Here is a 12,357-nt window from a genome sequence, read left to right as displayed (position 1 = left end):
TTAATGCTGCAATAAATAATTTTTAAGTGCGGGGTAGGCGGCATCTATAACGATGCTGTGCTTAGGCAGGTGCAACAGCCTTTCAACAGATGGCGGAAGAGGCACTTTTTCTCCGGTTAAAGGTTCAACCACATCATAAAATTTTACCGGGTGTGCCGTTTCCAGGAAAATGCCTTTTTGGCCCGGATGCTGCGCTATGTAGCGTTGCAGGCTAAGATAACCAACGGCTCCATGCGGATCGGTGAGATAGCCGGTTTTTTCCCATACTTTCTTTATGGTATCTTTTGTTTCCGCATCGGTTATCGTGTATCCCGAAAGCATTTTTTTAAGGTTAATGAAATTGTTACCGAACAACTGCAGCACGCGAACGAAGTTGCTGGGATCGCCCACATCCATAGCATTGGAAAGGGTGGGCAGCGCCTCTTTTACTTCGTATTTGCCACTGTGTAAATACCGGGGCACCACATTATTGGCATTGCATGCGGCAATAAAATGCGCCGCGGGAAGTCCTGAAATATGGGCCAGCATCCCTGCGCAAATATTGCCAAAGTTGCCGCTGGGCACACAAAATACAGGAGGATTTTCTTTTTCACTCCATTGCTTGTAAGCGAAGAAGTAATAGAACTGTTGCGGCAACCAGCGGGCTACATTTATAGAATTGGCCGATGTAAGCACCCTTTTTTGCGTCAGGGATTCATCGGCAAATGCCTGTTTCACCATGCGCTGGCAATCATCAAATGTGCCGTTTACCTCCAGCGCGTGAATGTTCTTGCCTAAAGCGGTTAATTGCTTTTCCTGTACTGAGCTTACTTTTCCGGAGGGGTAAAGAATAACTACATCCACTCCCTCCACATCGTAAAAGCCATGGGCAACGGCGCCGCCGGTATCGCCGGACGTGGCTACCAGCACGGTTATTTTTTCACTTCTTTCTTTTGCAAAATAACCCAGGCACCTGCTCATAAACCTGGCGCCGGTGTCTTTGAAAGCAAGCGTTGGCCCGTGAAAGAGCTCTAAAGCAAATATATGGTCGTTTACCTGCACAAGCGGGGACGGAAAGTTAACCGTTTCTGCCACAATGCGCCGCAATTCATCTTCGGGTATATCGTTGCCTGCATAGGGTTGTATTACATCAAAAGCAAGAGCGGCATTGCTCTTACCGTTAATGCCGGCTATCCAGTTCTTATCAAGCCGGGGCAGGCTTTCCGGAAAATATAAGCCCTTATCCGGGGCTTGTCCTTTTATAGTGGCTTCCTTAAAACTTACTTTGGGAGACTGTTGATTGAGACTATAGTATTTCATTGTAATCGTTGCTGTTCTTTATCTGTTGCAAAGGATAACGGAGCAGTTAAATAATAAATGCATCAGTTCATCTGCTTCACACCTTCCATATTTACGGTAGTAACATAGGTATGAAAGGGAATACCGGTGTTCGTATATATTTCCTGCATCTTTTTTTCAACTGCATATGCTGTTGCTTCATTGCGGCTCAGCATAAATATGGAAGGCCCCGACCCGGATATGCCCCCGCCTAAAGCCCCGGCTTCCAAACTCTTTGCCTTTACTTCATCAAAAGCGGGAATAAGTATACTGCGTATGGGTTCTATCAGCACATCTTCAAGAGAGCGGCTGATCAATTCGTAATCATTTTTCATAAACCCGGTAACCAGCGCTGCAATGTTGCCCCATTGCCTGATAGCATCCTTCAGCAATATTTGTTTTCGCAGTATCTGCCTTGCATCTTCCGTACGCACTTCAATTTGCGGGTGAACCAGCGTAACGTACAGGGGAGGAGAGGGAACGCTGATCACATCTAACGGGTGAATGCTGCGGATAAGCGTAACGCCGCCATAGATGCAGGGCGCTATATTATCGGCGTGCTTAACACCCGATGCCAGCTTTTCGCCCAGCATGGCCATTTGCACCAGGTCGTCATTACTGAAAATATTGTTCAGTAAATGGTTGGCTGCTACTACGGCGCCTGCCGAACTTGCCGCGCTGGAGCCAATGCCGCTGCCCGGCATTATTTTTTTTTCTATGGTAACATCGAACCCCACCCTGTTCTCCAGCCTTTCGATCATTTCCAAAAGCGCAACCCCCGCTACATTTTTTAGCGGATCGGTGGGCAGCCCGTAGTCATCCACGTTATGAATAACCACTACAGGATCTTCGATGAGCTTTACTGTCATGATATCACAGGGATCGTTCAGCGCCAGTCCCAGCACATCAAACCCGCATACAATATTGGCTACCGTACCCGGGGCCTTAATGGTTAATGATGTATCCTTTGCCGCCTCTATTGCTTCGTTTATTGTATTAAGGCACATGGTGAGATTTGAAATTTGAGATTTAAGATTTGAGATTGCATTTCGCTTCGAATTTCGGATTTCCGGCTTCGGATTTAAATTAGCTTCTCTTCTCCTTCCTGTCTTCTATGACGCAGTTGCTCTTATAATATCGGCAAACACGCCCGATGCCGTTACCTCCGCACCGGCGCCGGCGCCTTTTATCACCAAAGGCTGGCTGGGGTAGCGCGCTGTGTAAAACAATACTACATTATCTTTTCCATATAAATGGTACAGGTCGTGCTGCGCAGGGATATGCTCCAGCCCCGCAACCGCTTTTCCCTGCTCAAATTTTGCTACAAATTTAAGCTTGCTGTTTGCTGCGGCAGCGTCATCATACAATTTTTTGAAATGCGGCTCATGCTTTTTCAATTCTTCATAAAAAGTGTTTACATCGCCCTGCATGCAGCTTTCAGGCAAAAAGCCGTTACAGGTAATATCTTCCATTTCTAATTGCTCGCCCGATTCGCGGGCCAGTATCAGTATTTTACGCATCACATCCGTGCCGCTTAAATCCAAACGTGGGTCGGGTTCTGTGTAGCCTTCATCCTGCGCCTGTTTTACCACTTCGGCAAAGCTTACTTTTCCGTTGTAATGATTAAAAACAAAGTTCAGTGTGCCGCTGAGCACCGCTTCAATGCGGTTAATCTTATCGCCGCTGCGCAACAGGTCATTCAGTGTGCCTATTACCGGTAAGGCGGCGCCCACATTGGTTTCAAACAGGTACAGGCAATTGTATGTGCGTGCCAGGTCTTTTAATTTCCTGTAGTAATCGTATGATGAAGATGCCGCCACTTTATTGCAGGCTACAACCGAAACACTTTTTTGCAGCAGCCTGTCGTATACTTTCGCCACGGTATCGCTTGCCGTCATATCTACAAAAATGGCATTACGGAAGTTTTTGCTGATAATAATATTAACGAACGATGCTATATCTGCGTCTTCGCCTCCCTGCAGCTTTTCCTGCCAGTTGCTGAAGTCAATGCCATTGTCATCAATTACCATTTTCCGGCTGTTGGCCAGTCCTGTTACCCTAACGTTAAGGCGCAGGTGCTCTGCCAGCCAGTTGTGTTGCTGCTGCAATTGCTGTAACAGTTTACTGCCCACGTTACCTGTTCCGGCAATAAACAGGTGTATTGCTTTCCGGGTGGTTTCAAAAAATTCTTCATGCAGGATGTTGATGGCTTTGCGCACATCTTTTGTAGCCACTACGGCCGATATGTTTCGCTCCGAAGATCCCTGCGCGATGGCACGAACATTTACCCCGTTCCTTCCCAGCGAGCCAAACATTTTACCGCTTATGCCCGGGTGGCTTTTCATGTTTTCTCCAACCAAAGCCACGATAGACAATTCTGTTTCAACCAGCAGGGGCTGTACTTTCTCGACAGCTATTTCATGTTCAAACTCAGTATCTACCACTGCTTTGGCTTTATGGATGGCGGAGGCTTCAACGCCAACACAAATAGAGTGCTCCGAAGAACCCTGAGTAATAAGTATTACATTGATCTGTGCCTCAGACAGGGCCTCAAACAGTCTTCTTGAAAAACCGGGAACGCCCACCATGCCGCTTCCTTCCAGGCTAAAGAGGGCAATATTGCTGATGCTTGAAATACCGCGTATGGCATTGCCGTTTGTAAAAGGTTTTTGCTGAATTACCGTTCCCGCATCGCCGGGAGCGAAAGTGTTTTTGATGACCACGGGGATAGCCTTGCGTAAAACAGGCTGAATGGTGGGCGGATAAAGTACTTTAGCGCCGAAATGAGAAAGCTCCATGGCTTCCTGGTACGATATGGAAGGAATTACTTTGGCGCCGCTTACCCAGCGGGGATCGGCAGTCATCATACCCGGTACATCTGTCCATATTTCCAGGCAGACCGCGTCTGTTGCCGCGGCCATTATAGCGGCTGTATAGTCGGATCCCCCGCGTCCTAAAGTGGTAGTTTCATTGTTCGCATTGGCGGCAATAAAACCCGGCATCACCACCAAATCTTCTTTGCATGAGGTAATATAATCTGTGATTTGCTGCCGCGTAACCGGCACATTTACCGTGGCATTGCCAAAATTGGCATTGGTTTGTATCAATGTTCTTGTATCCTTCCATGCAGCGGCGATTCCGCTATAGTTAAAAGCCGCGGCAATGATCTGTGAGGAGGTCAGCTCGCCATAGCTGATCATCCGGTCGCAGGTCCTGGCAGAAAATTCACCCAGTAAAAAAGCACCGTTGCAAATATCCTCAATATCATTACACAATTTTTTTACCAGGCTTAATACGTGGCTTTGGTGCTGCACAGGTATTAATAGCTTAACCGTTTCCAGGTGCCGTTGTTCAATATGCTGCAAGGCTTCTTTATATTGCTCGTTACCGGCGGCGGCCATCAGCCCTGCATTCAGCAGCGCATCGGTGGTGCCACCGAGGGCCGACACCACCACAATGGTTTTATCTTTTCCCAATCTTTCTTTTACAATGGATATTACTCTTTTAATATTATCGGCGCTTCCTACCGAAGTTCCGCCGAATTTCAACACCTGCATATGTTTGTTTTTGATAAGTATTATTATACCGGTTCCTGTATCTTTTCAGATGGTCGTAGCCTTGTGGCCCAAAGAATGATATGCATGCCATCCACCCTCAAACGAGGGTCGTTGTTGTTGTAATAATAATGGTACCTGCTGTATGGTATGCAGCGGAGGCGGAAGGAAATGTATTTGATTTATAGTGTACCATTACTGTTTTGAGTTGCCGAAGGTAAAACAGATTTGCACAATAGCAAACAAAATGATGAAAATTTATCGCCGGAGAGGGCCTGTTTGCCTTTCCTTTAAAAATTTGCACAAATTACAGCGATCCCGGTTAAAAACATTTAAGGTAACGATCATTTCCTTTTTTTTTAACTAATTTCACGCCTTTAAAATACAATTGCCTGTCAATTGAAAATCCGTTATGCATGATTGCGTTGCAGCAGTGATGCCTGATTTTTTTACAACTATCTTGACGAATTAATCTTTAAGTAACTCATGCCAAGCTCATCTTCCGCAGCGTTAACGCAGTTCCAGAACCTTGTAGGCCGGAAATTCCAGATATACAACAGTCTGTTTACCTCTTTACCTTTTCATCGCATTGAAAAAACCGGTATCCTGCTTTCCCTGTTGCTGAGCTATTGTGAAGAGGGATATGATAATAAACAAAGTCCTTCCCAAATCATTGATGACTTTTTTAGTAAGCACACTTCTTATGCAAAAGAAGAAGATAAATTAGACCTGCTGTTCCGGTTTGTGCAGTACGTGGAGCGGCAGGTAGTACTATTTGATGCACTTGAAGATGCCGCTTTTACCACGGTAAATGATATGAATGGCCCGGGCACGCTGAAAGGGCTCCAGTCGGAAGTAGCGCAGTTCGATCATGAAGGCCAACTGAAGAAAAAGCTCGAAGATTTCAGCATCAGGCTTGTGCTGACGGCGCATCCCACACAATTTTACCCGGGCGCTGTTTTGGGCATCATACATGATCTTACGCGGGCTATTGCTGAAAATAATATCAACCAGATCAACATGTACCTTCAGCAGTTAGGAAAGACGCCCTTTTTAAAGGAGCAGAAGCCTACGCCCTATGATGAAGCGATAAGTTTAATGTGGTACCTCGAAAATATTTTTTACCAGGCTGCGGGGAGGATCATTTCATTTATGAAAACGAATTTGCCTGAAGCGGTATCTGCCGACAATTCCATTATCCGCATGGGGTTTTGGCCCGGCGGAGACAGGGATGGTAATCCATACGTTAGAACGGATACTACCTTGAAAGTGGCAGGAGCGTTGCGCGAGAGCATTATGAAATCATATTACCTTGATGTGCGCCGCCTGAAAAGAAGACTTACGTTTAAAGGAGTGGATATTCCGCTGCAGCAATTAGAATTCAAGCTGTATAATAATCTTTTTGTACCGGGACATAAAAGTGATATCAATAAAGCGGAAATCCTGAATACGCTTTTACAAATCAGGGAAACGCTTATTTATAAGCACAACGGGCTGTTTCTCGACCTGATTGAATCACTGATCAATAAAGTGGAAGTTTTTGGATTATATTTTGCGTCATTGGATGTACGGCAGGATAGTTCCGTTCACGCCAGGGTAATTGAAGAGATTGTTAAAAAGACAAAAGCACTTCCTGCCGGTTATTTGTCTTTGCCGGACAGGGATAAAATACAGGCGCTGATAAATGTGAATACCACAGTGAACAGCGAAGACCTGACGGACGAGATCCATAAAGATACGCTTGAAGTGATGGCTGCCATTAAAGACATTCAGGCTAATAACGGGGTGGCAGGATGCGACCGGTATGTTATAAGCCATGCCGATAGCGCTTTAACTGTTATTGAAGTATATGGGTTGCTGTTGATGAGCGGCTGGCAGGCGAAGTCGCTGCTGGTTGATATTGTGCCGCTTTTTGAAACGGTTGATGATCTCGATAATGCGGCTGGTATCATGAAGGAGCTGTATGAGCTGCCGGCATACCGGGAACATTTGCGTCTCCGCAAAAACAAGCAAACCATTATGCTTGGCTTCTCCGATGGTACCAAGGATGGCGGTTACCTTATGGCAAACTGGAGTATATATAAAGCCAAAGAAGCGCTTACCCGGATATCGAGAGCCTATGATATTGATGTCATATTTTTTGACGGCAGGGGTGGGCCTCCCGCAAGAGGCGGTGGAAAAACGCATAAGTTTTATGCCTCCCTCGGGAAAAATATAGCTAATGAAGAGATCCAGTTAACCATTCAGGGACAAACCGTAAGCTCTAATTTCGGCACTATTGAATCGGCCCAGTTTAATATTGAGCAACTGATCAATGCGGGAATTTCAAATGACCTGTTTGCTTCCCAGAAGATTATTCTCCAGGATGCTGAAAAAGAGCTGATACAGCAGTTGGCCGAAAAGAGCCTTACCGCTTACCTGGAACTAAAGAACCACCCTAATTTCTTAGAATACCTCGGTCATGCAAGCCCGCTAAGATTTTATGCGGCAACCAATATCGGCAGCCGTCCGGCAAAGAGAGGCGGATCGGGTAAGCTGGTACTGGAAGACCTGCGCGCCATCCCCTTTGTTGGTTCGTGGAGCCAGTTAAAGCAAAATGTAACCGGGTATTATGGGGTGGGCACCGCGTTTAAAAAAATGGACGAAGAAGGCAGGTGGGAAGAATTGAAAAGGCTCTACGATAAATCTACTTTTATTAAAACGCTGATAGCCAACTGTGAAATGTCTATGAAAAAAAGCTTTTTCCCTATGACCCGTTTTCTTTCCACCCATCCTGTATACGGAGAAATATGGAATAAGATCTTTGATGAATACGAACTTACCAAGCAATATGTATTTCGCCTCACCGGCAAAAATGAGCTGATGGCGGATTACCCGGTAGAGCAGCTTTCTGTTCAGATGCGGGAGCGGATCGTGCTGCCATTGGTAACCATACAACAGTATGCCATTACCAAAGTAAGGGAAATAGAAGAAAACGCATCTGAATCGCCGCATAAGCAAACGCTGGAAAAATTAGTGATGCGTTGTGCTTTCGGTATTATCAATGCGGGAAGAAATTCGGCGTAAGGGAGAGGTGGTGAGGTTTCAGGTCTCAGGTTTCAGGGTACAAGTTGCAAGGTGTAGGAGGTTTCAGGATTAACGGTCATAGGCTGTAAAATATATAGCATGTTGTCTGATGTCTGTGCGAAATCTATGTTGTTGGGTATAGCAGGCATTAATCGTAATGAAAACGGCATTGAATGATATAGCATTTCTGGTCTGTTCCTTTCTTCCCTTCTATTTTATACACAAGCCTGTGCTCACCTGTAATTCGTCTTGACCAATAACCTTTTAAATCGTATCTGAGCGGCTCAGGTTTCCCGGTTCCCTGAAATGGAGTTTTTTTGATTTCGTTTAGTTGGTTCTTAATTTTTTCAACAATAGTACTATCTGTTTCTATCCAATATTGAAAGTCTTCCCATCCGTTTTCTGTAAACTCAAAATTCATGAGATACGATTATTATAATTTGAATTTACGGGTCTTACCACTTTTTAATTGACTTATTGAGTCGTGTAGCCTTTGCCTGTTCGTTGAAGTTGATAGCAAATGTCCGGTTTCGGTAAGCGAGTTGTACTCTTTCATTGATAAGATTACAACAGCTTCGTCTTCAGAGGCTCTTGAAACAACAATTACATCAGAAGATTTGGAAACATCGTCTAAATACTTTTTGATATTGCTTCTTAATTGAGTTACAGATACTGCTTGCATGAGATTTGTTATTTTGTACGTCCAAATGTACATGATATTGTACAGTATTCAAAAAAATATAGTTAAGAATCTTCCCAAAGGCAATGTTGAGATTTTACGACAGTTTACGCCCGGTATCCAAAGTTTACGTTATATATAACAAAAGCCATCCATAGAAATGAACGGCTTTAACGATTGCTTGCCCTGTGAAAAAGCTTAGGCGTTAAGCAGGTTGCAAGTTGCAGGTTACAAGGTGTGCCCCCTGAAACCTGTACCTGAAACCTACCTAAAAGCTGAAAATAGCTGCCAGTACAAACGACCCTGTGCTTTTAACGCCTGCCCCGTTATTTTTTATGAATATCGGATCCTCTGCGCTGTCTAAACGGAATTCAGGTATGATCATGAAATTTTGAACCGGTTTAATATTAAAAGAAAGCGTGGTTTGAAAAATGCCTGAGCCAAAAAGCGGGTAAACGTCATCATATTCATCCATATAAGTTATTACGCCTTTCTTGTCATCGAAATATTCACCCCGAAGCGTTAGTCCGAATTTTTCTGTGGGATCAACGTTCAGGTAAACTGCGGAACCCCACCAGGAACCGGAACTACCGCCTTTGGGTTTGTAAAATTTTACGGTTCCGTCATATCCCAGGCTGAACTTATCGGAAACTGTGGCGGTGGCGGTTAGTCCGAGCTGGTTATTAGCCGCATTGTCAAAATCCTTTCCACCCACATAATTCAGGAAAGCGCTGAATTTATCAAAGCTGGCGCTGAATTGTCCCAAAACGAATTTTTTAGCGAACCCGGCGCTGATATAATCATTGGGATTGGCTATACCTACCATTAGTCCGAAATGATCGCCCAATCCGAAATCTGCTTTAATGCCGGTATGCGAGAAAGGACCATAGGAAAACATATAGCTCATGCTATAGTTGCGGTTGAGCTGGGGATCCAGCACTTCATAACCCACATGGGTACCCCATTTGCCTATGGTTAATTTTACTTTATCGGAAGGAGCGTAACTAACATAGGCCTGTTTGATAGCTGCCATGGCGCCTGCTTCGGCATAGGAAAATTCCTGCGCCCTGCTCCCAAAGCCAAGGTCAATGGTTGCGGATACTTTTCCAACCATGTAATCTGCTTTAATGGAAGCCATACCCAGCTCAAAGGAATTTTGAGAATTGGTGAAGCTGGTATAGTTGTTAGTAGCGTCCTGGTCTTTGGCATTGGCAAAATTATAACGGTAATACCCGTCAACCGACCCCGAAAGGGTTAGTTCTCCTTTTTTTGTGGCGGAGTCCTGGGAAAAGACAGGTGAAAATGCGGCCATGAAAATGGCAGGTGTAAGAAATTTTCTTAACATTGCAGTTGATTTTAAGTGTTAAATGGAAAGGGTACTGTTTTAAACCTGGTCAGAGGTTTTCTTAAACTGTACCTTTTCTTTTTTATGTGAATTAGTCGGCTTTTTATTTAATTACCTCAGCTAATCTATTGCTTCCTCCTCGTGAATGCTTCCATTATTAGTTACCAGCAAAGTTCCCTGCAGGTATTTTTCATTGTGTTGCGTGGCGTCCAGTCCAATTTCTTCTTCTTCGGCTGTAACACGCAATGGCAATATAAAATTGATGAACTTGAAAATGGCGTAAGACACTACGAAGCTATACCCCACGGCTATGGCCATGGCTTTTAGCTGGATGAAGAAAAATGCGCTGTTACCGTAGAACCATCCATCGCTGCCACCGGCATTAACCGTTGTGGTGGCAAAGATGCCGGTCATGAGCATGCCTACCATACCTCCTATTCCATGGCAGGGAAAAACATCGAGGGTGTCATCTAATGAAGATTTTTGTTTATAGTATATGGCAATGTTGGAAATGATAGCTGCCACAAGCCCGATAAAGATGCTTTGCGGGATAGCTACAAAGCCTGCAGCGGGTGTAATAGCTACCAGTCCTACTACGGCACCAATGCAAAAGCCTACAACAGAAGGCTTTTTTCCTTTCAGCACATCAAAGAACATCCAGCCCAATCCACCGGCTGCAGCAGCAGTGTTGGTGGTAGCGAATGCCGAAACCGCAAGGGCGTTGGCGCCTAAAGCGGATCCCGCGTTAAAACCAAACCAGCCAAACCACAGTAAACCCGTACCGATCAATACATAAGGAATATTTGCGGGGGGTATTTCCCTGTGCTCAATATGCGCTTTCCTGCGTTTTAAAACCAATGCACCTGCTAATGCCGCACAGCCTGCAGAAATATGCACTACGGTTCCACCTGCGAAATCCAGCGCTCCCATTTTAAATAAAAATCCTTCAGGATGCCAGCTCCAGTGTGCCAGAGGTGCATATACCAGGATACTGAAAAGGGCAATAAACAAAATATAGGAAGTAAACCGGATCCTTTCGGCCACTGCGCCCACTACTAACCCCGGGGTTATAATGGCAAACATTAACTGAAATACGGAAAACAGTGTTTTGGGAATGGTAGGAGCGCCCACCCAGGGCTCACCGGAGCTTACATCTTTAAAGAACAGGTGGGTAGAAGGGTTGCCGATAAACCCGCCAACATCTTCTCCGAAGCAAAGGCTGTAACCTACAAAAACCCACAGCACGCTAACCACACCGGCGGCTACTACGCTTTTCATCATGGTGGAGATCACGTTTTTACGGTGAACCATACCACCATAAAAGAAGGCAAGTCCGGGGGTCATTAAAAAAACCAGTGTAGCGGCTACAATAACCCAGGCAATATCGGCAGGGCTGTAAACGCCGGTATCTGCAAAATCAGTAACAGGGGTAACAAAAATAGCAGCCAGTGCTATGGCTGCCAGTACAAGGAAGGGGGCAATTTGTTTTAGCGTTCTCTTAGCCATGTAGAAATTTTTAAATTATAAATAATAATTATTTATTAATATTAAACAAATATACTGTAGAATTAGATATTATTTCACAAAATAACTTACATATTATTATTTATAATCTAAATTTTAATTTTATTGAATTTGATTCATTATGATATATGTGCTATAATTATGTTGATTTTTAAATAATTAGTAACAATAGTTGATGATTTTATTGTTATTATTGAATAAAATATTATTTATTTTGGCTCATATACCATATTATATTTAATAATTATTTATTTTATTATTGGTTAGTTAATTTAAATATGTATACTTATTTATGCTATTAAAAATAAAAAGCCAGGCTTTTACGCCTGGCTGCACACATGTTTTCTTTCATCATCTTTCATTATTCTTTAAAGGCCATTTGCCTTTTTAACTCCAGCATTTCAGACTTAAGCTTTTCTATTTCGTGCTGCTGTTCCTTTATAGAAGCTACTAAAACCGGTATCAGGCCCGTTTCGTCTATTGTTTTAATAGTGGCGTTGCGGTATACATTTTTTCCATACCTGTACGATACCGGTTTTTCGTTTACCAGGTGGGGGAAAACCGCCTGGATATCTTCAGCAATAAAGCCATATTGTTTTCCTGCTTTGAGCCGCAGGTGTTTAAATGATCCGGCATTGTATTCAAACTGCTTTGGGTCAAGCTGAGTTATTTTATGCAAAGGATCATTAATTGCTTCTATGTTTTTTTTGATGGAATGATCCGGTATGTCCTGTCCATAGCCTGCTGCAGCAGTTATAAGGAGGGAAAATACCATACCGGCCTTTATTATAGCATTGTTATGAAACATTATTATTGAATTTAAATGATGACAATGTAATTGTGAAGGAACAACCCTTGTGCAGGTTGCCTGG

9 protein-coding genes are annotated in these 12,357 nt (G+C 44.0%); 1 reads left to right on the top strand and 8 read right to left on the bottom strand.

Going from position 1 to position 12,357, the window contains the following annotated elements:
- From thrC to thrA, 3 genes are all read right to left on the bottom strand, one after another.
- The gene (gene thrC, locus PLE34_RS08085; RefSeq protein WP_324555724.1) at positions 1–1,299 is read right to left on the bottom strand and encodes a threonine synthase; all 1,299 of its coding nucleotides are present in this window, start codon (positions 1,297–1,299) and stop codon (positions 1–3) included.
- Between the two features lie 62 nt (positions 1,300–1,361).
- Positions 1,362–2,324 carry a homoserine kinase gene (locus PLE34_RS08080; protein ID WP_324555722.1) on the bottom strand — a complete coding sequence of 321 codons (963 nt, stop codon included), beginning with the start codon at positions 2,322–2,324 and terminating at the stop codon, positions 1,362–1,364.
- A gap of 105 nt (positions 2,325–2,429) precedes the next feature.
- Positions 2,430–4,874 carry a bifunctional aspartate kinase/homoserine dehydrogenase I gene (gene thrA, locus PLE34_RS08075; protein WP_324555720.1) on the bottom strand — a complete coding sequence of 815 codons (2,445 nt, stop codon included), beginning with the start codon at positions 4,872–4,874 and terminating at the stop codon, positions 2,430–2,432.
- A gap of 483 nt (positions 4,875–5,357) precedes the next feature.
- Between thrA and PLE34_RS08070 the strand changes: the two genes are divergently transcribed.
- Positions 5,358–7,937 (top strand): phosphoenolpyruvate carboxylase, encoded by a 2,580-nt coding sequence (locus tag PLE34_RS08070; RefSeq protein WP_324555718.1) that lies wholly within the window; start codon positions 5,358–5,360, stop codon positions 7,935–7,937.
- Positions 7,938–8,085: 148 nt separating this feature from the next.
- On the opposite strand, the gene PLE34_RS08065 is transcribed toward PLE34_RS08070, so the two are convergent.
- The 5 genes from PLE34_RS08065 to PLE34_RS08045 form a co-directional block, all read right to left on the bottom strand.
- Positions 8,086–8,358 (bottom strand): Txe/YoeB family addiction module toxin, encoded by a 273-nt coding sequence (locus PLE34_RS08065; protein ID WP_324555716.1) that lies wholly within the window; start codon positions 8,356–8,358, stop codon positions 8,086–8,088.
- A 12-nt stretch (positions 8,359–8,370) separates the two neighbouring features.
- Positions 8,371–8,619, bottom strand: a complete 249-nt coding sequence (locus tag PLE34_RS08060; protein WP_324555714.1) for a type II toxin-antitoxin system Phd/YefM family antitoxin — start codon at positions 8,617–8,619, stop codon at positions 8,371–8,373.
- 265 nt (positions 8,620–8,884) lie between these two features.
- Positions 8,885–9,961 carry a porin gene (locus PLE34_RS08055; RefSeq protein ID WP_324555712.1) on the bottom strand — a complete coding sequence of 359 codons (1,077 nt, stop codon included), beginning with the start codon at positions 9,959–9,961 and terminating at the stop codon, positions 8,885–8,887.
- A 120-nt stretch (positions 9,962–10,081) separates the two neighbouring features.
- On the bottom strand, positions 10,082–11,467 hold the full coding sequence (locus PLE34_RS08050) for an ammonium transporter (RefSeq protein ID WP_324555710.1): 1,386 nt from the start codon (positions 11,465–11,467) through the stop codon (positions 10,082–10,084).
- 379 nt (positions 11,468–11,846) lie between these two features.
- The gene (locus tag PLE34_RS08045) at positions 11,847–12,293 is read right to left on the bottom strand and encodes a tail fiber domain-containing protein (RefSeq protein ID WP_324555708.1); all 447 of its coding nucleotides are present in this window, start codon (positions 12,291–12,293) and stop codon (positions 11,847–11,849) included.
- Between the last annotated feature and the right edge of the window lie 64 nt (positions 12,294–12,357).

It is taken from the genome of Agriterribacter sp. (assembly GCF_035445465.1).
Taxonomy (GTDB): domain Bacteria; phylum Bacteroidota; class Bacteroidia; order Chitinophagales; family Chitinophagaceae; genus Agriterribacter.
This window is presented reverse-complemented; position numbering and strand designations above follow the sequence as displayed.

Excerpts from the sequence above, each read along its gene's own strand:
- PLE34_RS08070 (WP_324555718.1), top strand. The coding sequence starts at position 5,358 with ATGCCAAGCTCATCTTCCGCAGCGTTAACGCAGTTCCAGAACCTTGTA.
- PLE34_RS08055 (WP_324555712.1), bottom strand. The coding sequence starts at position 9,961 with ATGTTAAGAAAATTTCTTACACCTGCCATTTTCATGGCCGCATTTTCA.
- PLE34_RS08050 (WP_324555710.1), bottom strand. The coding sequence starts at position 11,467 with ATGGCTAAGAGAACGCTAAAACAAATTGCCCCCTTCCTTGTACTGGCA.
- PLE34_RS08045 (WP_324555708.1), bottom strand. The coding sequence starts at position 12,293 with ATGTTTCATAACAATGCTATAATAAAGGCCGGTATGGTATTTTCCCTC.
- PLE34_RS08065 (WP_324555716.1), bottom strand. The coding sequence starts at position 8,358 with ATGAATTTTGAGTTTACAGAAAACGGATGGGAAGACTTTCAATATTGG.
- PLE34_RS08060 (WP_324555714.1), bottom strand. The coding sequence starts at position 8,619 with ATGCAAGCAGTATCTGTAACTCAATTAAGAAGCAATATCAAAAAGTAT.
- thrA (WP_324555720.1), bottom strand. The coding sequence starts at position 4,874 with ATGCAGGTGTTGAAATTCGGCGGAACTTCGGTAGGAAGCGCCGATAAT.
- PLE34_RS08080 (WP_324555722.1), bottom strand. The coding sequence starts at position 2,324 with ATGTGCCTTAATACAATAAACGAAGCAATAGAGGCGGCAAAGGATACA.
- thrC (WP_324555724.1), bottom strand. The coding sequence starts at position 1,299 with ATGAAATACTATAGTCTCAATCAACAGTCTCCCAAAGTAAGTTTTAAG.